The organism is Lacimonas salitolerans (genome assembly GCF_042677865.1).
In the GTDB taxonomy this organism is placed as follows: Bacteria; Pseudomonadota; Alphaproteobacteria; order Rhodobacterales; family Rhodobacteraceae; genus Lutimaribacter; species Lutimaribacter salitolerans.
Genome location: NZ_JBHUDD010000043.1, coordinates 64,316 through 87,703, shown reverse-complemented (window position 1 = coordinate 87,703; position 23,388 = coordinate 64,316). Strand labels below are relative to the sequence as shown.

Genomic DNA, 23,388 nt, shown 5'->3' with positions numbered 1-23,388 from the left:
GCGCGCCGCCGCTAGATCGTAACGCATGAAAGATGCGGTGGTCTGTTGGTTCAAGCGCGATCTGCGCCTGCACGATCATCCGGCCCTTGCCCGCGCGGCGGCGCTGGGGCCGGTGATCCCGTTGTATATTGTCGAGCCTGAATTATGGGCGCAGCCCGATGCGTCGGGGCGGCAGTATGCGTTCCTGCGCGAAAGCCTGAGTGATCTGGATGCCGATCTGGATGGCCGGCTGGTGGTGCGCGTGGGCGATGCCGTCGAGGTGCTGGACGATCTGCGCCAGCGGCACGGCGTGTGCCATCTGGTCAGCCACGAGGAAACCGGCAACGCCTGGACCTATGCCCGAGACCGGGCGGTGGCAGCGTGGGCGCGCGGGCAGGGTGTGGCGTGGCAGGAGATGCCGCAATCGGGCGTGGTGCGGCGGTTGCGCGGGCGCGACGGCTGGGCCGCGCGGCGGGATGGCTTCGTGCGTCAGCCGCAGGTTTCGGTGCAGGGACTGAGGTTAGTGCAGCAGGGTGTCATCAGTGATCCGTTGCCGGACGCAAAGGCGCTGGGGCTGCATGATCCCTGTCCGCAGCGGCAGCCGGGCGGGCGAGTCGAGGGGCTGCGCCTGCTGGATACGTTCCTGCATGCGCGCGGGCGCGACTATCGCAGTGCCATGTCCTCGCCGCTTTATGGCGCGGATGCGTGTTCGCGCCTGTCGCCGCATCTGGCCTTTGGCACCCTGTCGGGGCGCGAAGTGGCGCAGGCTGGTGTGGAGCGTGCGGCGCAGGTCCGGGGGCAGAAGAGCTGGCCGGGGTCGATGCGATCGTTCCAGTCGCGGCTGGCCTGGCGCGATCACTTCATGCAGAAGCTGGAGGATGAACCGGCGATCGAATGGCGCTGCCTGCATCCGGCCTATGAGGGGCTGCGCCCGGTCGAACCTGATGCCGCGCAGCTCCACGCCTGGGCCAACGGGCAGACCGGGTTGCCCTTTGTCGATGCCTGCATGCGCTATCTGAACGCGACCGGGTGGCTGAATTTCCGGATGCGCAGCATGGTGATGGCGGTGGCGTCCTATCATCTGTGGCTGGACTGGCGCGCGACCGGGCCGATTCTTGCGCGGTTGTTCACCGATTACGAGCCGGGCATACACTGGAGCCAGGTGCAGATGCAGTCGGGCACCACGGGGATGAACACGGTTCGCATCTACAACCCGGTGAAGCAGGGTCTGGATCAGGACCCGGACGGGGTGTTCACCCGGGCCTGGGTGCCCGAACTGGCCGGGGTGCCGAATGACTGGCTGCAGGAGCCGTGGCGCTGGCCGCAGGCGGGGCGGGTGCTGGGCAAGGTCTATCCCGAGCCGCTGGTCGATGTGAAACGCGCAGCGGCACAGGCGCGCGAGACCGTGTGGGCGGTGCGCAAGGGCGATCAGTTCCGCAAGACCGCGCAAGCGATCGTGCACAAGCATGCCAGCCGCAAGGACGGAACGGGCCGGTTCGTGCGCGATCCCGTGCGCGAAACCCCCGAGGATCGCCAGCTGAAGTTCGACCTGTGACCCGGATGCGCCGCAAATCGGACCTGCCGGAAAAGACCTGTGCCACCTGCGGACGGCCTTTTGCGTGGCGCAAGAAGTGGGCCAAGGTCTGGGACGAGGTGCGCTACTGCTCGGATCGCTGCCGCCGTGAAAGGCCGCGATCTGTCGGGGATGCGCGAAAGCAGGGGTGAAACTTTAACCCACACGAAGGGATTTGCAAAAATTGGTAAAGCATCTTTACCAATCCTGTTGCCTATAGGAAACTTCTGCCCTAATCCTGAAACCAACGGACAGGAGGGGCGCATGACCGCACGCATCGATAAGCACGGCCTGCAAGTGGCCAGCGAACTGGTGGACTTCATCGAAACGCGGGCTTTGCCCGGCACGGGTGTCGCGCCCGATGCCTTCTGGGCGGGGCTGTCGGAGATTGCTCATGTCCAGGGGCCGAAAAACGCCCGCCTGCTGGAGCGCCGCGCGGAATTGCAGGCACAGATCGACGCGTGGCACCGCGAGCGGGCCGACCAGCAGCACGATGCGCAGGCCTATCGCCGGTTTCTGGACGAGATCGGATATCTTGTGCCCGAGGGCGGGGATTTCCGGATCGACACCGACAATGTGGACCCCGAGATTGCCCGCATGGCCGGTCCGCAACTGGTGGTGCCGATCACCAATGCGCGGTTTGCGCTGAACGCGGCGAATGCGCGCTGGGGCAGCCTGTATGACTGCCTCTATGGCACCGATGTGATGGGCGCGCCGGTGCCCTCGGGCGGCTATGACAAGGGGCGCGGGGCGCGCGTGGTGGCGCGGGCGCGGGTGTTTCTGGATCAGGCGTTTCCGGTGGACGGCACCAGCCACGCGGATGCCCGGCGCTATCATGTCGAGCGGGGGCGGCTGTTGGTGGATGATCTGCCGCTGGCGGACCCTTTGCAATTCGTGGGCTATCGCGGCCACCCCAAGGCGCCCGATGCGGTGCTGCTGGTCAATCACGGCCTGCATGTGGAACTGGTGTTTGATCGCACGCATCCCATCGGCAGCCGCGATCAGGCAGGGCTGGCCGATGTGCAGATCGAAAGCGCGCTGTCGGCGATCATGGATTGCGAGGATTCGGTGGCCTGCGTGGATGCTGCCGACAAGGTGGCGGCCTATGCCAACTGGCTGGGCCTGATGCGCGGCGATCTGACCGAGACATTCGACAAGGGCGGCGCGCAGGTGACGCGGCGGCTGTCGGACGACCGCAGCTATACGGCACCCGACGGGCAGGGGGCGATGACCCTGAAAGGCCGCGCGCTGATGCTGGTGCGCAACGTCGGCCATCTGATGACCAACCCCGCGATCCTGACCCGCGACGGGGCCGAGATTTTCGAGGGGCTGATGGATGGCATGATCACCACGCTGATCGCCATGCACGATCTGGCGCGCGAGGGGGGCAATTCGGTCACCGGATCGGTCTATGTGGTCAAGCCCAAGATGCACGGGCCGGACGAGGTTGCCTTTGCCGCCGAGACGTTCGACCGGGTCGAGGACGCGCTGGGCCTGCCGCGCAACACCGTCAAGCTGGGGATCATGGATGAGGAGCGGCGGACATCTGCCAACCTCAAGGAATGTATCCGCGCCGCGAAATCACGCGTGTGCTTCATCAACACCGGCTTTCTGGATCGCACCGGCGACGAGATTCACACCAGCATGGAGGCCGGGCCCTTCAGCCGCAAGGATTTCATCAAGCGCAAGGCCTGGATCGGTGCCTATGAGAACCTGAACGTGGATATCGGGCTGGAATGCGGGCTGCAGGGGCGCGCGCAGATCGGCAAGGGCATGTGGGCCAAGCCCGACGCGATGGCCGAGATGCTGGAACAGAAGATCGAGCATCCCAAGGCCGGGGCGACCTGCGCCTGGGTGCCCAGCCCCACGGCCGCCACGCTGCATGCGCTGCATTATCATCAGGTCGATGTGTTCCGGGTGCAGGACGGGTTGAAGGCGGGCGGGCGGCGCGCGCATCTGGACATGCTGCTGGACATCCCCACCGCCAGTTTCCGCAAATGGACCGAGGCGCAGGTGATGCGCGAGGTGGAAAACAACGCGCAGGGCATCCTGGGCTATGTGGTGCGCTGGGTCGATCAGGGGGTGGGGTGCTCGAAAGTGCCTGACATCAACGATGTGGGCCTGATGGAGGATCGCGCGACCTGTCGCATAAGCTCGCAGCATATCGCCAACTGGCTGCATCACGGTGTCGTCAGCCGCGATCAGGTGATGGGCGCGATGCAGAAGATGGCCGCCGTGGTCGATGGGCAGAACACGGACGATCCGGCCTATCGCCCCATGGCACCGGGGTTCGACGGCATCGCCTTTCAGGCCGCCTGCGCGCTGGTGTTCGAGGGCCGGGAGCAGCCTTCGGGCTATACCGAGCCTGTGCTGCATCGTCGGCGGCTGGAGCTGAAGGCGGCGGGATAGCGTGCGAGGCGCGCAACTGCCCGTTTTTAGGGCGCGCAGGGGGGCTGTGCGGGGCGATTGGGCACGTGGGGTGTTTTCTTGACCGCGCTTGCGCTATATCTAGGCGTCAACTCACAGGCAACAGGCGCATCATGACCAGACCCGTCGTCGGAATCATCGGCAATACACATCTGATCAACGACACCTACCCGACGCATGCGGGCGGCACGATGAATTCCGAAGCTGTGGCCTGCGTTGCCGGATGTTTGCCGATGATCGTGCCAGCCGATCCGCGATTCATGTCGGTTGCCGAGTTGATGGACACCTGTGATGGTTTCCTGCTGACCGGCGGGCGGCCCAATGTCCACCCCGAGGAATATGGTCACGAGCCGACCGAGGCGCATGGCGATTTCGACCGTGCCCGCGATGCGATCACCCTGCCGCTGGTGCGTGCCTGCGTCGAACGCGGCCAGCCTGTGTTCGGCATCTGCCGTGGGTTTCAAGAGGTGAATGTGGCCATGGGTGGCACATTGCACCCCGAAATCCGCGACATTCCTGGCCGGATGAACCACCGCATGCCCCCCGATGGCACGCTTGAGGAAAAATTCGCCCTGCGCCACAAGGTGACCCTGACCGAAGGCGGGGTGTTTCACCGGCTGTTTGGCGCGGCGCAGGTGATGACCAACACGCTGCACGGGCAGGGTATCCTGACCCCGGGCGCGCGCATCGAGATCGAAGGTCACGCGCCTGATGGCACGCCCGAGGCGATCTTTGTGCGCGATGCGCCGGGGTTCACCTTGTCGGTGCAGTGGCATCCCGAGTGGGACGCGGCCAATGATCCGGTATCGCGCCCGCTGTTCACCGCCTTTGGCGATGCGGTCCGGGCCTGGGCCGGGGCACGCCAGCCGCAGATCCTGAAATCGGCGTGAGGCCCTGACGGATCACGCGGCTTGCGTGGCCTGCTGCGCAGGTCTACGACGGTGCATCCGCGCCAGCAGCGCGTTCGATTCAAAGGCGCGCAGGCAAAGGCGCGCTGTCGGGCCATAGGCCTTGGGCCCGGCACGCAGCGCGGGATAGGCGGCAAACAGGTCTGCCAGCGCCTCGGGTGCCAACACGTCAAGGCCTTGACCGGCGGCAAAGAAACTCTCGCTTGGCGCGCCGTCCGCAGTGATCACCTGATGACGGTCGAACATCAGGTGGATATAAGTGACCTGCGGGGCCGGGGCGATGGTGGCCCCGTCGAAGCCGAGCATGTGCAGCGCCGGCACGAACACCTCGGGTGTGCCGAACAGCAGCTCGGCCCGCCAGTCGGCGATCATCATCCTGTGTTGCGGCGACACGGTCAGGGCGCGGCGCGCGCCGGTCAGAGCGGGTTCTAGACGGATGGGGGCAAACGGGCCCATCCCCGGTACGGTCGAGCGCCCGGCCCAGCCCACGGGCTGCGGGCCGTCATCGCGGGTCAGCACCAGATCGCCCGGGCGCAGCGTTTCGATTGCACGCTCGCCCGACGGGGTGGCGATCATCGTGCCCGGAGTGAAGCAGATGATGTTCTCGATGTTGCGGAAGGTGACGACCGTGCCATCGGTCATCGTGACGGTGCCGTCAAAGGCGTCAGGGTCCAGCGCCGAAGGCGTGAAGGACAGCGTGGTGCGATCGGCATGGCCGTTAAGGTCCAGCGTGTCGCCGCCCGGCTCGTCCGATGTGCCGCCGTCGATGAATATGCTGCCCGAGTCGCCCAGCCTGTCGAGGATGAACAGATCCTCGCCCGCCCCGCCAAAGACGGTGTCGCCCTGGCTGGCCATGATGGTATCGTTGCCGCCACCGCCAAAGATCAGGTCGGCCCCCGCGCCGCCGTCGATGGAATCGTCGCCGTCGTCAAGCCCGGGTCCGACCACCAGATCGCTGGTTGCCAGATCCTCGGCCACCCCGCCGGGCGGCGTCACCTGTGCCGACAGCACCTCGGCACCCAGGTTCTCCCAATAGCGGACTTCGATCGTGTAGAGCGTGTTGGCGTCAAGCGCGACCTCGCCCCAGCGGGTGGTGGCGCCCTGATGAAAATCGTTGTTCATGAACGACGTCGTGCTGCCGTCCTGATTGGTGAAGCTCAGGGGATTGCCCTGCTCGTCAAGGATGCGGATGGTCGAGCCATCGTCGGACGTGGTCTGGAACCGGTAGGTGCCATCATCCGGTGCAAACAGGGTCGAGGTATAGATCACCCCGAAATCATTGGGGTCGCCCTGTCCGGTGGCGGCCTGACCCAGCCCGCGGATGTCAAAGCTGTCGGCCGTGCCGGTGGCGGCCAGCGTGCCGCTTTCGATGGTAAAGGCCTGACCGTTGGCCGATGTGAAATCCCGCGTGTAGGTCGCGTATTCCCAGCGCCCGCCCGACGGGCCGTCGCCATGGATCACATCGTCGCCGGCCCCGCCGAACAGGCTGTCATTGCCCGCGCCGCCATACAGCGTGTCGGTGCCGGCCTCGCCATAAAGCTCGTCGTTGTCCGCGCCGCCGTAGATCAGGTCGTTGCCGGTGCCGCCGAACACGGTGTCGTCGCCCAGCCCGGCAAAGACCGTGTCACTGCCTGCACCGGCCTGGATCACGTCGGCATTGCTGCCATCAAGCCCATCGTTGTTGTCGACACGGTCCGAGCCCTCGGTTACCGGCTCGATATAGCCCGCATCGATCAGATCATTGCCGCTGGTGCCCTGCACGATACCATCGTCAAAGCCGATATCCTGCCTGTCGGAGCCCAAGTTGCCGTTGTTGGCAGTCAGCGTGTTCAGCGTGATTGATTCGATCGGACGGGCGGTCAGCGTGGGAACATCGCCACTGAAAGACAGTGGTGGTGCCAAAAACAGGTTGCCAAGCGTGTCTTGCACAACGATCGCGGCGAAGCTGGCAGGTGTACCGTCGGTATAGCTCAGCGTTGCAGAATAGACTGCGACTCCGTCAAAGGTGAAGGTCTGCGAACCGTTGCCGATATCCGTTGTGAACTCGTCATTGGATGCCAAGTTGTTGGTATCAAGCGCCGTCGGAGAGCCACCGTTGTCGATCATCGTGGCGCGGGTGACGCTTTGGTAGAGCGGGTTGGTTTCCGAGCCAAACGTCTGACCGACAAGCAGATTCGCATTCTCGGCGATCGCATTGCCTTCGGTCGGGTCGATAGTGGTCGAGGAAACCCCGAGGTAGATCCAGTTGAAAGTCGTCGGCATGGCACCCGCATCCTGATGTTTCCGAACTGGCTACAGACGGGGTGCGGCAGGTTTTAGTTGGAATTAAGGTTAATTCGAGGACATGTTTACCATATGCCCTCGAAAGCTCACATTTGGGCCGATCCTGTTCAGATCAGCAGATCGAACGTGCGGTTCAGCGGCAAGTCGCGCGCGCGGGTGCCGGTCAGATCGAACAGCGCATTGGCCAGTGCCGGGGCCGCCGGGGGCGTGCCGGGTTCGCCCACGCCGCCCATACGGAGGTTGTTTTCAAGGATGCGCACCGAGAATTCCGGCGTGTTGTGCATGCGCAGCGCGTCGTAATCGGGGAAATTGCCCTGCTCGGCCATGCCATCGGCAAAGGTGATCTCTTCGCTTACTGCCGCCGACAGGCCGTAGATGCAGCCGCCGACCATCTGCGCCTCGATGATCCCCGGGTCCAGCGCGGTGCCCACATCGCAGGCGATCCAGACGCGGGCGATGCGGATTGTGCCGTCTTCGTCCACAACCTCGACCACCTGCGCCACCGGCGTGCCGAAGCTGTAGCAAAAGGCCACGCCGCGCCCGGTATTGGCGGGTTTGTCGCCGCCCCAGCCCGACATCTCGCGCACCGCCTCAAGCACGGCCGCACCTGTGGGGTATTCATCGCGCATCAATGCAAGGCGGAACTCCAGCGGATCGGCACCGGCTGCATGGGCCATCTCGTCCATGAAGCAATCCTGAAAGAACGCGTTGAACGACGCACCGACCGAGCGCCAGAATCCGACCGGCACCGCAAGATCGGCCAGATAGCCGCGCACCCGGTGGTTCGGGATGGCATAGGGCGCGTTGAACAGCCCGTCGACATGGCCCTTGTCGGGCCCGCCGGGGGACATGCCCAGCCAACGGCCCATCGCCTGCTGCGTGGTCGATTGCGCGGCCACCTGCGCGTCCAGCAGCACCGCCCGGCCGTCCTGCACCGCGCCGCGCATCCGGGCCATCGCGCCGGGACGATAGAAATCGTGGCGCATGTCCTCTTCGCGGCTCCAGGTCAGTTGCACCGGCGTGCCTTGCATGGCGACGGCCAGTTGCGCGGCATAGGTGCTGAAATCCATTTCGCCGCGCCGCCCGAACCCACCGCCCAGATATGTGGTGATCACCTCGACCTTATCGGGGTCCAACCCCGCCGCGCGGGCGCAGTGATCGCGGGTGAACGTGGGGGCCTGATTGCCGCACCAGACCGTCAGCGTATCGCCGGTGAAATGGGCGGTGGCGTTCATCGGCTCCATCGTGGCATGGGCCAGGTAGGGCAGGCTGTAGTTTGCCGTCACATCCGTGGCACCCTGCGGCAGGGTGTCGGCATCGCCGTCGTTGCGCATGGTCGAGTTCGCGCCTGTGTCGAAGGCCGCCGCGATCCGGTCGAAGATCGCCGCCGTGTCGGCGGGGTAGGGGGCGGCTTCCCACTCGATCTCGACCGCGTCCGCCGCCTGCTGCGCCAGCCATGTGTTGCGGCCCACGACGGCGATGCCGGTGCCCAGATCGACCACCCTTTCGACGCCCGGCATGGTTTCCGCGGCGCTGGCGTCGAAGCTGACCATGCCTGCCCGGCGCGGGTTGATCCGCAGGGCCGCGAACATCAGCCCCTCTGGGCGCACGTCGATGCCGAAGGTGGCGGTGCCGGTGGCCTTTTCGACCATGTCCAGCCGGGGCATGGATTGGCCCAGGTATTTCCATTCGGAGGGGTCGCGCAGGTCGGGCGCGCGCAGGTCCACCTGTGCGGCCTCGGTCGCCAGATCGGCGTAGGGTATGGCGGTGCCATCGGTGGCGATGACCGCGCCATTTTCCGTGCGCAGTTGCGCCACGTCCACGTCCAGCCGTGCGGCGGCGGCGGATTTCAGCGCCTCGCGCGCGGTGGCCCCGGCGATGCGCAGGCGGTCAAACCCGTCCTTCATCGCGGTCGAGCCGCCGGTGACCTGCATCTCGAACACCTTGCCGACCTTGCCGATGGTCTCGGCCAGCCCGTGCATGAAATCGGACTGGTCATAGCCCTTGCCGGGGATCGCCTCGCCCATCAGCGCGCCGTTGTAATAGGCGGCGGCGGGCGGGCCGTGCATGATGCGGATGTCCTGCCATGCGACGTCCAGTTCCTCGGCGATCAGGGCGGCCAGCGTGGTCTGCGTGCCCTGGCCCATCTCGGCGCGCGGGGTGATCAGGGTCACGCCGTCCTGCGTGATCATCACGAACGGGGTCAACGCCGCCTCGCCCGCGCCGGGGCGCAGGGGGTTGGCGGCGGGCCGGCCCACGTACCACGCCCCGAATGCGGCGCCACCGACGATGGCGGCGGACCCGATCAGGAAGGTGCGGCGGGCGATTTTTCCGATGCTTGCCATGGGCTTAGCCTTCCATCTTTGCGGCGGCGGTGTGGATGGCGGCGCGGATGCGCGGGTAGGTGCCGCAGCGGCACAGATTGCCCTGCATCGCATCATCTACTTCGCTGTCCGACGGGCTGGGGTTTTCGGCCAGCAGGCTGGCGGCCTGCATGATCTGGCCCGACTGGCAATAGCCGCATTGCGCCACCTGATGCTCGACCCACGCCGATTGCAGCGCGCCGAGTGCCTCTGGCGTGCCCAGACCCTCGATCGTGGTCACGTCGCCCCAGACATCCGCCAGCGCCACCTGGCAGGACCGCACGGCCTGACCGTCGATATGCACGGTGCAGGCCCCGCAGGCCGCCACGCCGCAACCGAACTTGGTGCCGGTCAACCCGATCTCGTCGCGCAGCACCCACAACAGGGGCACGTCCTCGGGCAGATCCACGTCATGGGATGTGCCGTTGATGGTCAGTCTGGTGGGCATGGGGACTCCTGTCACCTGGCATTTATGACAAAATGGAGCATTTATGTCAGTGTGTCAATTGACAGTTTTCACCCGATCTGTCACCGCTTTGTCATGACACACCCACCGCACCCGCCCACGGACCATGATCCGCGACAAAAGGCCATTCTGGGCGCGGCTTTTGATGCGTTTCGCAACTACGGCTTTCGCCGCACCTCGATGGAAGACATAGCGCGCGGGGCGGGCATGTCGCGGGCGGCGCTGTACCTGCATTACCGCAACAAGGAAGACATCTTCCGCTCGCTTGCGGGCTATTACTACGACACCGCCGAGGCGGCGGTGCGGGCCGAATTGCACCCCGGACGTCCGGTGGACGAGGCGTTGCGCGCTGCCTTCGAGGTGCAGGCGGGCGAGTTGTTCGAGGCGTTGCTGAACTCGCCCCATGGCGAGGAATTGCTGGATACGAAATACGCGCAGGCCGCCGATGTGGCCGAGGCCGGCGAGGCGCGGCTTGCGGCGATCTACGCCGGTTGGCTGGCAGAGGAAGCGGTGGCGGGCCGAGTGGACCTCGCCCCGTTCGGCGGCGCTGCGCGGGCGCTGGCCGAGACGATGATGACCGCGCTGCACGGGCTGAAAGCGTCCAAGCCCGATCACGCGTCGTATCGCGCCAGTGCCGACCGGCTGGCGGCGCTTTTTGGCCGGGCGTTGCGCGTTGCCGGATAGCTGTGTGGGGGCCAGCCCCCACACCCCCGGAGTTTAGGGGCAAGATGAAGCTGCGGGGGCGGCGTTAACCTTAACGAAGGATGACCTGCGCGCTTACAGGTCGGTGCGCATGTGCCACAGTTCGGGGAAAAGCTCGACCTCGAGCATGCGGCGCAGGTAGCTGACGCCGCCGGTGCCGCCGGTGCCGCGCTTGAAGCCGATGACCCGTTCCACCGTGGTGACGTGGTTGAAGCGCCAGCGGCGGAAGTAATCCTCGAAATCCACCAGCTTCTCGGCGAGTTCGTAGAGTTCCCAATGGGTTGACGGCGCGCTGTAGACCTGCACCCAGGCGGCGGTCACGTCGGGATGAGGGGCGTATTTTTGCGACAGGTCGCGGTTCAGCACCTCGTCGGGCAGCGGGATCGTGCCGTGCAGCAGGTGCAGCGCCACGTCATAGAGCGAGGGCTGCGCCATCTCGTCGCGCAGCATCTGCACGATGTCGGGGCGATGGGAATGGGGCCGCAGCATGGCCGCGTTGCGGTTGCCCAGCATGAACTCGATCTGGCGATACTGGTGCGACTGAAAGCCCGAGCTTTCCCCCAGCGCATCGCGAAAGGCGGTGTAATCGCTGGGCGTCATGGTGCGCAGCACGTCCCAGGCGTTGTTGAGCTGCTCGAAGATGCGCGCCACCCGCGACAGCATCTTGAAGGCGGGGCGGGTGTGCCCGGCCTGCAGGGTGCGGCGGGCGGCGGCGATTTCGTGGATCGCCAGTTTCATCCACAGCTCGGAGGTCTGGTGCTGGATGATGAACAGCATCTCGTCATGGGTGTCAGTGCGGGTCTTCTGGGCCCCCAGCACGCTGTCGAGGTCAAGGTAATCACCATAGGACATGCGCCCGTCGAATTGCATCTGGGCGCCTTCGGTGGCGGGATCGTAGGGGTCGGTCATCTGTATGTCTCCTGTATCTGGACGATGGGGCGGGTGCGGCCGCCGGTCATGCGTTCAGGCAGGAATTTGCCGCCATACGACGCCACAGCGCCGCCCAGCCGGCAGGCAGGCAGAGCGGCAGATGGCTGGTGGCTGTGGTGTGGTGCATCAGGTGACCTTGGCGCGGGTCTTGTAATCGGGGTGATCCCAGAGGTCATTCTGCATCACATCGGCGATGATTGCCACTGCGGCGTCGACATCGCCCTCGTCGATATAGAGCGGGGTGAAGCCAAAGCGCATGATGTCGGGCGCGCGGAAATCGCCGATCACGCCGCGCGCGATCAGGGCCTGGATCGCGGCATACCCGTCGGAGAACCTGAAGGAAACCTGGCTGCCGCGCTGGTCGGGGTCGCGCGGGGTGGCCAGCGTCAGCATCGGGCAGGCGGCTTCGACGCCCGCGATGAACCGGTCGGTCAGCACCTGCGATTTTGCGCGGACGGCGTGCATGTCGGTCATGTCCCAGATGTCCAGCGCCGAGTCGAGCGCGGCCAGCGCCAGCACCGGCGGGGTGCCCACGCGCATCCGGTCGATGCCCTTGCCGGGGCGGTAGTTGGGTTCGAACGCGAAGGGCGCATCGTGCCCCAGCCAGCCCGAGAGGGCGGGCAGGGCGGCGTCGGCGTGGCGCGGGTTGACGTAGATGAAGGCCGGCGATCCGGGGCCGCCGTTGAGGTATTTGTAGGTGCAGCCAACGGCGAAATCGGCATCAGCGCCTTTCAGGTCGACCGGGGTGGCGCCGGCGGTATGGGCCAGATCCCAGACGGTTACGACGCCATGTTCATGTGCCTTGGCGGTCAGCGTGGCCATGTCATGCATCCGGCCTGTGCGGTAATCGACCTCGGTGATCATCATCACCGCGACATCTGCGGTGATGTGGTCGGACACCTCCTCGGGGGCGACAACGCGCAGCTCGTGATCCTGACCCAGAAAGCGGATCAGACCTTCGGCCATATACAGATCAGAGGGGAAATTGCCGCTGTCCGACAGGATCACCCTGCGGTCGGGGTTCATCATCAGCGCACTGGCAAGGGCCTGATAGACCTTGATGCTCAGCGTGTCGCCCATCACCACATGGCCCGGTTCCGCGCCGATCAGCCGGGCGATGCGGTCGCCCACGCGGGTGGGTTGATCCATCCAGCCGGCCTTGTTCCAGCCGGTGATCAGCATCTCGCCCCATTCGTCCTGCATGACCCTTGCCATGCGGTCGGTGGCGTCTTTGGGCAGCGGCCCGAGCGAGTTGCCATCAAGATAGATCACCCCTTGCGGCAGGTGAAAGAGGGCCTTGGTGGCGGCGAAATCGGTCATGGCGTGCTCCGGTCGGATGGTATTTTAGGCTTGAAGTATTCGCCCTGTGGGTAGCCGTTTGCCGACGCGGTGTCCAGAAAATTCCGGGGTCCGGGCGATCTGCAAGCCATGCACATGCCATGCACGGCCCATGCGCATCAGGGTTGGGGTAGGGGAGGCATAGATGCCCACCCTATTTGCCGACGACCTGACCACCGGCGATCAGGATTTCCTGTCCGTTCACGCTTTCGCTGCCGGGCATGCAGAGCCAGAGTGCGGCGGCGGCGACCTCCTCGGGGGCGATCAGGCGTTTGTGGCGGTTCGAGTCGACCATGACCTGTTTCGCCTCTTCCGCCGAGATGCCCGCGCGGTCCTTGATGGCGTCGACGTTGCGGGTGATGATGTCGGTGTCGACATAGCCGGGGCAGATCGAGTTGAAGGTGTAGGGCTGGCCCAGAAAATCCTCGCCCAAGCTGCGCATCATGCCGATCACCCCGTGTTTCGAGGCCGAATAGGCCCCGCCGCCGGGCAGGCCGCGCACGCCTGCGATGGAACTGACCGCCAGCACGCGGCCCCAGTCTGTGCCCAGCATCGAGCGCATGCCCTCGCGCACGGTCCAGAACACGCCGTCGAGGTTGGTGGTCATGATCTTGCGCCACAGGGCGGTGTCGGTCTTGTGCAGCTTGCGCCCCTCGGCGATGCCCGCGTTGGCGACGATGATCTGCAGCGGGCCGCGTGCGGCGACTGCCGTGTCGATCACGTCGCGCACCTGATCCTCGTCGGTCACGTCCATCGCCAGCCCATGCAGGCCGTTGCCCGCCACCTGCTCCAGCACCTCGGCGCGGCGGCCGGTGATGGTGACCTGCGCGCCCTGTTCGGCCAGTGCCCGCGCGATGGCAAGGCCGATTCCGGTGCCGCCGCCGGTTACCAGCGCGTGTTTTCCCTGTAGGGTCATGGTCTGTCTCCTCCGGTTTGATTTCGCGCCAGACTACCTGCTGGCCCGGGGGTGGCAAGCCATGGTGTTGCGCGTCCGTATGCGGCTGCACACCGACACTTTACTTTGGTATTCATATCTGTGAATTTGTTTTCGGGATCTTGAGGGAGGACAGCATGAGACCACTTTTTTCTGCCGCCGCGCTGGTGACGCTGTGCGCGGGCATGGCGTTCGCGCATGAGGATATCGCGGACAAGTATCCGCAGTCGGAGCTGTACAACAAACCGGTCGAATTCTACCCGGGCGTCTGGTCTGCCATCGGCGCCACCGCGCCGCCGACCTATGAAAATTCGGGCCACAACAACAACCTGTCCTTTCTTGTGACCGGCGATGGCGTCGTGGTGATCAACGCCGGTGCATCGGTCCGGCTCGCCCGGGCACTGCATGACGAGATCAAGAGCGTGACCGATCAGCCGGTGCGGCTGGTGATCAACGAGAACGGGCAGGGCCACGCGATGCTTGGCAATGCCTACTGGGCCGAGCAGGGCGTTGACATCCTGGCGCATGAAGATGCCATCGCGGCATTCGAAAAGGATGCCGATTTCATCCTGCAGGGGATGCAGGGCTATAACCGCGACAAGGCAGAGGGCACGACCATTGCGCTGCCCAACCTGTCGTTCGAGGATACCCATACAGTCGAGATGGGCGACATGCGCATCGAGGTTCTGTATCTTGGTCCGTCGCATGATCCGGGCGACGCGCAGGTCTGGCTGCCCGAGCCCAGCATCATGATCGCGGGCGATATCGCCTTTCACGAACGCATGCCGCCGATCTTTCCCGAAACCTGCACAAGCTGCTGGATCGAGACGTTCGAAGGCCCGTTCGCCGCGCTCAACCCCACCTATGTGATCCCCGGCCACGGTCATCCGACGACGATGGAGACTGTGACAAAAGGCACCGTCGCCTACCTGCGTGATCTGCGTGAAAAGATCGGGGCGCATATCGACGAGGGTGGCGATCTGGCCGGTGCCTATTACGTCGATCAGTCACAGTGGGACTACATGGACACGTTCGAGGAACTGGCGACGCGCAACGCCGGACGCGTCTACGAGGAGATGGAATGGGAATGACCCTGAGCAACCGGCGGCGGGCAAGGTGATCCGCTGGATCGACCTGCCGCCGGTGTGGCTGCTGGGGGCACTGGCGCTGGCTTGGGCGCAGGCGGTGCATTTCCCGGCGGGGCTGTCGTTTGGCGGGGCCTGGGCCGATTTCGCGGGCGGGCTTCTGGTGGGCGGCGGCGTGGTTCTGGCACTGCTGGCGGTCTACGAGATGCGCCGCCAGCGCACCACCATCATCCCGCATCTGGACGCGGACCGGCTGGTCAGCAGCGGCATCTTCAGCCGCTCGCGCAACCCGATCTATCTTGGGGACGTGCTGATCCTGACGGGGTTCATCCTGCGATGGGATTCGGTTCTGGCGCTGCCGCTGATCCCGGTTTTCGTCTGGATACTGGAGCGGCGCTTCATCATTCCCGAGGAAAACCGCCTGAGGCGTAAATTCCGGGCGGATTTCGCGCGCTATTGTCAGAAAACGCGGCGTTGGGTTTGACAATCCGGGACATTTTGGCAATCGAAGACCACGGGAAGTTTTGCAAATGTTGCGCGGATAATCTAAGGAGCGGGGCCGCCTCTGTCGGGGTGGCCAAATTTATCTGCCGAGAAAGGGGATGGATACGTGAAGATCGGAACACCAAAGGAAGTTTACGAGGGTGAGGCGCGGGTCGCCATGACCCCGGACTCGGCCTTGGCTTTGCAAAAGCTGGGCTATGACTGTGCGATCGAATCCGGGGCCGGCACGCTGGCGGGGTTCACCGATGCCGCCTATGCCGAGGCCGGCGTCGAGGTGATCAAGACCGCCGCCGCGCTGTGGAAAGAGTGCGATATCATCGCCAAGGTCCGCCAGCCCTACGATACCGAGATGAAGCGCCTGCGCGAGGGGCAGGTGCTGATTTCCTTCTTCAATCCGGCAGGCAATGAAAAAGGTCTGGAAAAGGCCAAGAAGGCCGGTGCCAGCGTGATCGCCATGGAAATGGTGCCGCGCATCAGCCGCGCGCAGAAGATGGATGCGCTGTCATCGATGGCAAACATCGCGGGCTATCGCGCGGTGATCGAGGCCGGCAACAACTATGGCCGGTTCTTTACCGGGCAGATCACCGCCGCGGGCAAGGTGCCGCCCGCCAAGGTGCTGGTCGTGGGTGCGGGTGTGGCCGGTCTGGCCGCCATCGGTGCGGCCACCAGCCTGGGCGCGATGACCTTTGCCTTTGACGTGCGCCCCGAAGTGGCCGAGCAGGTCGAATCGATGGGTGCCGAGTTCGTCTATCTCGATTTCGAGGAAGAGCAGCAGGACGGGGCCAAGACCGGCGGCTATGCCAGCGTCTCAAGCCCCGAGTTCCGCGAGGCGCAGCTGGCCAAGTTCCGCGAGCTTGCCCCCGATATGGACATCGTCATCACCACGGCGCTGATCCCCAACCGCGAAGCGCCCGAGCTGTGGACCGAGGATATGGTCGCCTCGATGAAGCGCGGCAGCGTGATCGTCGATCTGGCGGCGGAAAAGGGCGGCAACTGCAAGCTGACCAAGGCCGACGAACGGATCGTGACCGACAACGGCGTGATCATCATCGGCTATACCGATTTCCCCAGCCGGATGGCGTCGCAGGCCTCAAGCCTTTATGCCACCAACATCCGCCACATGATGACCGACCTGACGCCTGAAAAGGACGGCAAGGTCGTGCACAACATGGAGGATGACGTGATCCGCGGCGCGACCGTGACCCATGATCACGAGATCACATGGCCGCCGCCCCCGCCCAAGGTGAACGCGATCGCGGCCAAGCCCAAGGAAAAGGTCAAGGAGCTGACGCCCGAGGAAAAGCGCGCGGCAGAGACTGCGGCCTTCAAGGCGCAGACCAAGAACCAGGTCACGCTGCTGGCCATCGGCACCGTGCTGATCCTGGCGGCGGGGCTTTATGCGCCGGCCAGCTTCATGCAGCATTTCATCGTCTTCGTGCTGTCGGTCTTTGTCGGCTTCCAGGTGATCTGGGGCGTCAGCCATTCGCTGCACACGCCGCTGATGGCCGTGACCAACGCGATCAGCTCGATCATCATCCTTGGCGCCGTGATGCAGATCGGCTCGACCTCGGGTCTGGTGACGCTGCTGGCCGGTCTGTCGGTCTTCATGGCCGGGATCAACATCTTTGGCGGGTTCCTCGTCACCCGGCGCATGCTTGCCATGTTCCAGAAATCGTAAGCGGGAGTTAGAGGATCATGGATAACGCATTCACAATTGCGGCCTATGTGGTCGCGGCGGTTCTGTTCATCCTGTCGCTTGGCGGTTTGTCGGGACAGGAAAGCGCGAAACGCGCCGTGTGGTACGGCATTGCCGGCATGGCGCTGGCGGTGGTGGCCACGCTGATCGGGCCGGGGTCGGGGCTGTGGCTGGCGTCGCTCATCCTGATCGGTCTGGGCGGGGCCATCGGCGTGCAGCTGGCGCAGCGCGTGCAGATGACGCAGATGCCCGAACTGGTCGCGGCGATGCATTCGCTGGTCGGTCTGGCAGCGGTCTTTGTGGGCTTCAACGCCGATATCACCATCAACCTTGTCGAGGCGGCGAAAGCAGCCGGCGAGACAATCGAAGGCAGCTTTGCCCAGCTTGTCGCCAAGAAAACGCAGGTCGAGATCAACATCCTGCGGATCGAACTGGTGCTGGGCATCTGGATCGGTGCGGTCACATTCACCGGGTCGGTGATTGCCTATGGCAAGCTGGCGGGCAAGGTGAACACCGCCGCTGCCAAGCTGCCGGGGGGGCATATGCTGAACGCGGGCGCGGCCCTTGGGTCGCTGCTGCTGCTGGTGATGTACCTGTCGGGCGCTGGTAGCTGGACGCTGGTCATCATGACGCTGCTGGCGCTGTTCATCGGCTATCACCTGATCATGGGCATCGGCGGGGCCGACATGCCGGTGGTTGTCTCGATGCTCAACAGCTACTCCGGCTGGGCGGCGGCGGCCATCGGCTTCAGCCTGGGAAATGACCTGCTGATCGTGGTTGGTGCATTGGTCGGCTCAAGCGGTGCGATCCTGTCGTACATCATGTGCAAGGCGATGAACCGGTCGTTCATCAGCGTGATCCTGGGCGGCTTTGGCGGCCCGGCGGGCGAGCAGATGGCGGTCGAGGGCGAGCAGATCGCGATCGATGCCGATGGCGTGGCAACCGCGCTGGAAGAGGCCGACAGCATCGTGATCGTGCCGGGCTATGGCATGGCGGTGGCGCAGGCGCAGCAGAACGTGGCCGAGCTGACCCGCAAGCTGCGGGGCAAGGGCAAGACCGTGCGCTTTGCCATCCACCCGGTGGCGGGGCGTCTGCCCGGTCACATGAACGTGCTGCTGGCCGAGGCCAAGGTGCCTTATGACATCGTGCTGGAGATGGACGAGATCAACGACGATTTCCCGTCCACCGACGTGGTGATCGTGATCGGGTCGAATGACATCGTGAATCCCGCCGCGCAGGACGATCCCAACAGCCCCATCGCCGGCATGCCGGTGCTGGAGGTGTGGAAAGCCAAGCAGGTGTTCGTGTCGAAACGCGGGCAGGGCACCGGTTATTCGGGGATCGAGAACCCGCTGTTTTTCAAGGACAACACGCGGATGTTCTATGGCGATGCCAAGGCCAGCGTCGAGGCGCTGCTTGCCAAGATGAGCTGATCCGGCTTGGTGCCGATGATGCCAGCCCCCGCCCGGACATCCGGTCGGGGGTTTTTCGTCGCACAGGGCACCGCCTTGCGTGACATTTTGGCAGGTATGCCGTAGTATTCCGCCAAGCCATTGGAAACCATACGAATTTTCGTTTACTTCCGGTGCGGTCCGGCCTATCTGCTGGGTAATCAGGAGTGTGCCATGGCCCCCATTGCCGATCATCCGCTGCGCTACAGCCTTGCCAATGAACTGCATGCGCGACCGTTCCCGGCGATCTCGTTTCCGGGCACGGCGGTCTATCTGGCGGTCAAACAGCCCGATGGGGCGGCCGCGCGCAACCGCGAGGCGGACATGACGCATCTGCTGACCCTGCTGGATCGCTATGGCGCGCCGCATCCGCAGCCGGGGGCGACGCATTATTTCGGCACCCTTGGCCGGTTCAAGCTGAAATGGGAAAGCCACACCGAATTCGTGACCTATACCGCCTTTATCGACGGGTTGTCGGCGCGCCCCTTTGATCCGGCGGATTTCGAGGTGTTCCCGAGCGACTGGCTGGAGGCGATCCCGGGCGTTAGGATGACCAGCGCTCTGATCCGGGTGGAACCCTGGACGGATAAAGAGCGGGCGATCAAGGCGATCAACGAATGGTTCGTGCCCGAAAGCATCGCCGTCAGCAAGGTGCTGGATGAATCCGGGGTGATCGCCGGGGATTTTCGGATCGACGAGGCCGGGCACCAGCGCTTTGCCATCTTCGTCGATCCCAGCACCGGCGACCGCAGGGTGGGCCGTATGGTGCAGCGGCTGTGCGAGATCGAAACCTATAAAACCATGTCGATGCTGGGCTTTTCCGAAACCAAGGCGATGTCGCCCCGGATGAACGATATCGACGGGCGGCTGACCGAGCTGATGGACGAGATGACCGACAACGCCACCCCGGCCGAACACACGCTGGGGCGCTTGCTGGAGGTGTCGGCGGAGCTGGAGACGATGGCGGCGCGCGCGTCCTTCCGATTTGGCGCGACCGGGGCCTATGAGGCGATCGTGCACCAGCGGATCGAGGTGATGCGCGAGCAGCGGTTCGACGGGCGTCAGACCTTCAACGAGTTCATGATGCGCCGCTATGATCCGGCGATGCGCACGGTGAAATCCACCCAAGGCCGGCTGGTGTCGATGTCTGACCGGGCGATCCGGGCGGGCGATCTGCTGCGTACGCGGGTGGACGTGGAGCGCAGCGCGCAGAACCAGGCCTTGCTGGAAAGCATGAACACACGCGCCGACATGCAGTTGAAACTGCAACGCACGGTCGAGGGGCTGTCGGTGGTGGCGATCAGCTATTACGCGGTGTCGCTGGCGGGTTATGCGCTGTATCCCCTTGCCGAGGCATCGGGCCTGAGCAAGGGGTTGCTGACAGCAGCGATCACTCTGCCGGTAGTGGGGCTTGTCTGGTTCCTTGTGCGCCGGTTGCAGCGCGCGGTGCATGCAGGACGGCCCGAGTAAGCCAGCCGCCGAGGCCGATCGACGCGATGGCCAGGATCGCGGCCAGCGACAGGGTGGGGATGCCCGAAAGGCCCGCGCCCACGGTGCAGCCACCCGCCAGCACGCCGCCCACGCCCATCAGCACGGCACCGGCCATGTAGCGCCCGGTCTGGCGCGGGGAGTCGAAGCTTTGCCACTGGAACTGCCCGCCGATCAGCGCGGCAATCGCAGCGCCAAGCAGCACGCCGCCCACAAGCCCGGTGCCGAAACCGGGTGACACGGCGGTTGAGGCGACGGTGAAGAACAGCGCCTCGGTTGCGGGGGCGGTGAAGGACAGCGATTCCATGCCGATGGGGTCGAAGTCGTCGAACAGGACAAAGCCCGTTCCGACCCATGCCAGCGGCACCAGCCCGCCCAGCAGGGCCGCCAGCACCAGCATGCCGGGGCGGTTGCCCGAGCGCCAGGCAAAGGCCAGTGCGGCCAGCGCGATGCCTGCGGCCCAGAGCAGGGCCGGGCCGGGCAGGGCGGGGGACACGTCAAGCGTGACGCTGCCCAGCGTGGTGCGCACCGGTGCCAGCACGCCCTTGAGCGTGGCATGGGCCACCACCGCGAACACGATCAGCACAAGGGCGGCCCGCAGGTTGCCGGTGCCTGACAGCACGGTCAGGCGTGAAATGCAGCCGCGCGTCAGGATCATGCCGGCGCCGAACATCAGACCGCCCAGCACGATGGCCAGCACCGGCAGGCCGGATGCCATGAAGCGATGCTCGGCAAAGCCGATCCAGCCCAGTGCCACGGCGCCTTGGGTGCCCAGCACGGCCACGGCCAGGGCGGTCAGCCAGATGCCCGCGGCCTGTCGGCGGTCGTCGCCATCGATGATGCGGCGAAAGCAGAAACGGGTGATCTGCGCCAGCACGCCAAAGGCAAGCCCGACGGCAAGTGCCAGCCAGACCGCCGCTTGTGCCGGGGTCAGGGTTTCAAGGCCAAGGGATTCGAACATGGTGCGCCTCCACAGACGGGAAAGGAATTCTGTCCCAGTTGCGGTGGATTTGGCGGGGAATCAAGATGTTCAGCCCGGGTGAACCCCCGGTGGCGCAGAACAGCGTTCTGTTTGGGCCGGGAAACGCGAAATCCCTGTTCTGCACGCGGCGCCTGCGCAAAAGAACGGCCCGCCACAGGGGCGGGCCGCTTGATGCTGTTCCTATTTTGCCTCAGCGTCCACGGATGCGCGGATCAAGCGCATCGCGCAGACCGTCGCCCAGGTAGTTCACTGACAGCACGGTAAGCGAGATCATGATGCCTGGCAGCATCACCCGCTCGGGGTATTCCTGCATCCGGGGCACCGCATCGGCCAGCATCTTGCCCCAGGTCGGGAAATCCGACGGAAAGCCGACGCCCAGAAACGACAGAGCGCTTTCGGTGATGATCGCCGTCGCCAGCCCCAGCGTGGCCGAGACCATGATCGGCGACAGCACGTTGGGCAGCAGGTGGCGGCTGATGATGCCCCAGCTTGTGGTGCCCGAGGCGCGGGCGGCCAGCACGAATTCACGCTCTTTCAGCGCCAGGATGTCGCCGCGCACGATGCGGGCGGTCTGCATCCAGCTTGTCACGCCGATAACGGCCACGATCAGGATGAACATGCCGGTTTCCGGCCCGAAATTGCTGCGCAGCGGCTGGCGGAACAGGGTGACCGCGACCAGCATAAGCGGCAGGATCGGCAGCGACAGCACCAGGTCGGTAAAACGCATCAGCGGGCCGTCCAGCCGCTTGAAGAACCCTGCCAGGACTCCGATGATCGTGCCGATCAGCATGGTCAGCAGCATCGCCGCCCAGCCAACGGCCATCGAGGCGCGGCCACCGGCGATGATCTGCGCCAGCAAGTCGCGGCCCAGGTTGTCGGTGCCCAGCGGGTTGCCCCAGCTTACCTTGGCCGAACCGTCCCACAGCACGGTGAAGATCGGGCGCAGATCGCGGTTGCGGATATCAAGCTGGTTCGGGTCGAGCCGCCAGATCCAGTTGCCGAACAGCACGGCCAGCGTGATCAGCACCAGAAAGCTGCCGCCGATCAACGCGCCCTTGTGGCTTTTGAACTGGAGCCAGACATCGCGCCACTGGCTGCGCGGCGGTGTCGCAAGCTCGGCGTTCTGCAGCGCGCTCAGCGCCTGCAGGTTCGTGGGGACGGGATCAGTCATAGCGGATCCTCGGGTCTAGGACGCCATACAGGATGTCGGCGATCAGGTTGAACAGGACGATCAGCACCGCGAACATGAAGGTGATCGTCATCACCATCGGCAGATCGTTGGCAAACAGCGCGGTGATCAGCAACTGGCCGATGCCGTTCACGGAAAACACCACCTCGGTGATGATGGCCCCGCCAAAGATGGCCGGTACGCCGAGGGCGATCACGGTGATCACCGGGATCATCGAGTTGCGCAGAACGTGGATCATGACCACCACGGCCTCGCCCAGCCCCTTGGCGCGGGCGGTGCGGACGTAATCCTGATTGAGGTTGTCCAGAACCGAGGCGCGCATGAAGCGGCTGATCTGTGCGGTGGTCTGCAGCGCCAGCACCATCACCGGCATGATCATCTGGCGCACCTGGTACACGAAGCTGTCCCAGTCATTCACCACATGGGTCGTGTCGTAGATGAAGGGAAACCAGCCAAGCTGCACCGAGAAGATCACGATCAGCAGCGGACCGGTAAAGAAGGGCGGGATCGAAAACCCGATCATGGTGACGAAGGTGCCTGCCTGATCGAATACCGAATACTGCCGGTAGGCCGAATAGATGCCGATCGGAATGGCGATCAGGATGCCCACCACATAGGCCAGCCCGACCACCATCAGGGTCTGCGGCAGGCGCTGTACGATGATGTCCATCACCGGGCTGCGGGTCTGCCAGCTGATCACCCGCAACTCGCCGTTGTAGAACGCAGTGTCGGGCAGCCATCCGAACAGCCAGCTGTCGCGGGTCAGGAAATCGATCAGGACCTTGGGCTCGACCCAGAACATCTGCACGAGCCATTTCCAGAACTGGATGTACCACGGCTGGCCCAGCCCCAGGGCGGCGCGCATCTTTTCCTTGACCTCGGGCGGGACGGTCAGCGGCACCTGGGCCATGGGGTCACCCGGCGCCAGTTGCAGCAGGCCAAAGATGACCAGCGCGATGATCAAAAGCGTGGGTACAGACAGAACCAGCCTGCGGATGGTGAATGTCAGCATGCGGGTAAGCCCCGGTTACGAGTTATGGTTGAAAATGAACACGGCCCCGCGGCGAAAGCCGGGCGGGGCCGTGCGGTC

General features: G+C 64.8%; 19 protein-coding genes. 10 read left to right on the top strand and 9 right to left on the bottom strand.

Annotated features, from left to right (window positions below; all coding sequences use genetic code 11):
- Nucleotides 1–25 precede the first annotated feature (25 nt).
- The 4 genes from ACFTOW_RS06575 to ACFTOW_RS06560 all read left to right on the top strand — a co-directional run bounded on the left by ACFTOW_RS06575 (nucleotide 26) and on the right by ACFTOW_RS06560 (nucleotide 4,869).
- The gene (locus tag ACFTOW_RS06575) at nucleotides 26–1,534 is read left to right on the top strand and encodes an FAD-binding domain-containing protein (protein ID WP_379914263.1); all 1,509 of its coding nucleotides are present in this window, start codon (nucleotides 26–28) and stop codon (nucleotides 1,532–1,534) included.
- A gap of 5 nt (nucleotides 1,535–1,539) precedes the next feature.
- Complete coding sequence (locus ACFTOW_RS06570; RefSeq protein WP_379914262.1) at nucleotides 1,540–1,704, top strand: DUF2256 domain-containing protein; 165 nt, start codon at nucleotides 1,540–1,542, stop codon at nucleotides 1,702–1,704.
- A gap of 112 nt (nucleotides 1,705–1,816) precedes the next feature.
- Complete coding sequence (locus ACFTOW_RS06565; RefSeq protein ID WP_379914261.1) at nucleotides 1,817–3,961, top strand: malate synthase G; 2,145 nt, start codon at nucleotides 1,817–1,819, stop codon at nucleotides 3,959–3,961.
- A gap of 131 nt (nucleotides 3,962–4,092) precedes the next feature.
- Nucleotides 4,093–4,869, top strand: coding sequence for a gamma-glutamyl-gamma-aminobutyrate hydrolase family protein (locus tag ACFTOW_RS06560; protein WP_379914260.1), 777 nt, complete (start codon nucleotides 4,093–4,095; stop codon nucleotides 4,867–4,869).
- A 12-nt stretch (nucleotides 4,870–4,881) separates the two neighbouring features.
- On the opposite strand, the gene ACFTOW_RS06555 is transcribed toward ACFTOW_RS06560, so the two are convergent.
- The 3 genes from ACFTOW_RS06555 to ACFTOW_RS06545 form a co-directional block, all read right to left on the bottom strand.
- Nucleotides 4,882–7,149, bottom strand: coding sequence for a Hint domain-containing protein (locus ACFTOW_RS06555; protein WP_379914259.1), 2,268 nt, complete (start codon nucleotides 7,147–7,149; stop codon nucleotides 4,882–4,884).
- 128 nt (nucleotides 7,150–7,277) lie between these two features.
- Nucleotides 7,278–9,515, bottom strand: a complete 2,238-nt coding sequence (locus ACFTOW_RS06550) for a xanthine dehydrogenase family protein molybdopterin-binding subunit (RefSeq protein WP_379914258.1) — start codon at nucleotides 9,513–9,515, stop codon at nucleotides 7,278–7,280.
- 4 nt (nucleotides 9,516–9,519) lie between these two features.
- The gene (locus ACFTOW_RS06545) at nucleotides 9,520–9,981 is read right to left on the bottom strand and encodes a (2Fe-2S)-binding protein (RefSeq protein WP_379914257.1); all 462 of its coding nucleotides are present in this window, start codon (nucleotides 9,979–9,981) and stop codon (nucleotides 9,520–9,522) included.
- Between the two features lie 93 nt (nucleotides 9,982–10,074).
- On the opposite strand from ACFTOW_RS06545, the gene ACFTOW_RS06540 reads away from it, so the two are divergent.
- Complete coding sequence (locus ACFTOW_RS06540) at nucleotides 10,075–10,683, top strand: TetR/AcrR family transcriptional regulator (protein ID WP_379914256.1); 609 nt, start codon at nucleotides 10,075–10,077, stop codon at nucleotides 10,681–10,683.
- 93 nt (nucleotides 10,684–10,776) lie between these two features.
- Here the strand turns inward: ACFTOW_RS06540 and kynA are convergent, their stop codons facing one another.
- From kynA to ACFTOW_RS06525, 3 genes are all read right to left on the bottom strand, one after another.
- A complete protein-coding gene (gene kynA / locus ACFTOW_RS06535; RefSeq protein WP_379914255.1) occupies nucleotides 10,777–11,610 on the bottom strand; it encodes a tryptophan 2,3-dioxygenase in 834 nt (277 codons plus the stop codon).
- A 147-nt stretch (nucleotides 11,611–11,757) separates the two neighbouring features.
- Nucleotides 11,758–12,951 (bottom strand): kynureninase, encoded by a 1,194-nt coding sequence (gene kynU / locus ACFTOW_RS06530; RefSeq protein WP_379914254.1) that lies wholly within the window; start codon nucleotides 12,949–12,951, stop codon nucleotides 11,758–11,760.
- A gap of 172 nt (nucleotides 12,952–13,123) precedes the next feature.
- Nucleotides 13,124–13,885, bottom strand: coding sequence for an SDR family NAD(P)-dependent oxidoreductase (locus ACFTOW_RS06525; RefSeq protein ID WP_379914253.1), 762 nt, complete (start codon nucleotides 13,883–13,885; stop codon nucleotides 13,124–13,126).
- A 155-nt stretch (nucleotides 13,886–14,040) separates the two neighbouring features.
- Between ACFTOW_RS06525 and ACFTOW_RS06520 the strand changes: the two genes are divergently transcribed.
- From ACFTOW_RS06520 to ACFTOW_RS06500, 5 genes are all read left to right on the top strand, one after another.
- Nucleotides 14,041–14,994: an MBL fold metallo-hydrolase gene (locus ACFTOW_RS06520; protein ID WP_379914252.1), complete on the top strand. Its 954-nt coding sequence runs from the start codon at nucleotides 14,041–14,043 to the stop codon at nucleotides 14,992–14,994.
- 28 nt (nucleotides 14,995–15,022) lie between these two features.
- Nucleotides 15,023–15,472 (top strand): methyltransferase family protein, encoded by a 450-nt coding sequence (locus tag ACFTOW_RS06515; protein WP_379914298.1) that lies wholly within the window; start codon nucleotides 15,023–15,025, stop codon nucleotides 15,470–15,472.
- Between the two features lie 126 nt (nucleotides 15,473–15,598).
- A complete protein-coding gene (locus ACFTOW_RS06510; protein WP_379914251.1) occupies nucleotides 15,599–17,170 on the top strand; it encodes a Re/Si-specific NAD(P)(+) transhydrogenase subunit alpha in 1,572 nt (523 codons plus the stop codon).
- A 17-nt stretch (nucleotides 17,171–17,187) separates the two neighbouring features.
- The gene (locus ACFTOW_RS06505) at nucleotides 17,188–18,621 is read left to right on the top strand and encodes an NAD(P)(+) transhydrogenase (Re/Si-specific) subunit beta (RefSeq protein WP_379914250.1); all 1,434 of its coding nucleotides are present in this window, start codon (nucleotides 17,188–17,190) and stop codon (nucleotides 18,619–18,621) included.
- Between the two features lie 192 nt (nucleotides 18,622–18,813).
- Complete coding sequence (locus ACFTOW_RS06500) at nucleotides 18,814–20,109, top strand: DUF3422 family protein (RefSeq protein ID WP_379914249.1); 1,296 nt, start codon at nucleotides 18,814–18,816, stop codon at nucleotides 20,107–20,109.
- On the opposite strand, the gene ACFTOW_RS06495 is transcribed toward ACFTOW_RS06500, so the two are convergent.
- The 3 genes from ACFTOW_RS06495 to ACFTOW_RS06485 all read right to left on the bottom strand — a co-directional run bounded on the left by ACFTOW_RS06495 (nucleotide 20,030) and on the right by ACFTOW_RS06485 (nucleotide 23,310).
- A complete protein-coding gene (locus ACFTOW_RS06495; RefSeq protein ID WP_379914248.1) occupies nucleotides 20,030–21,088 on the bottom strand; it encodes a YeeE/YedE family protein in 1,059 nt (352 codons plus the stop codon). The genes ACFTOW_RS06500 and ACFTOW_RS06495 overlap by 80 nt on opposite strands.
- A 211-nt stretch (nucleotides 21,089–21,299) precedes the next feature.
- Nucleotides 21,300–22,280, bottom strand: coding sequence for an ABC transporter permease (locus ACFTOW_RS06490; protein WP_379914247.1), 981 nt, complete (start codon nucleotides 22,278–22,280; stop codon nucleotides 21,300–21,302).
- Nucleotides 22,273–23,310, bottom strand: a complete 1,038-nt coding sequence (locus ACFTOW_RS06485) for an ABC transporter permease (RefSeq protein WP_379914246.1) — start codon at nucleotides 23,308–23,310, stop codon at nucleotides 22,273–22,275. The genes ACFTOW_RS06490 and ACFTOW_RS06485 overlap by 8 nt, the downstream gene beginning before the upstream one ends.
- Nucleotides 23,311–23,388 lie beyond the last annotated feature (78 nt).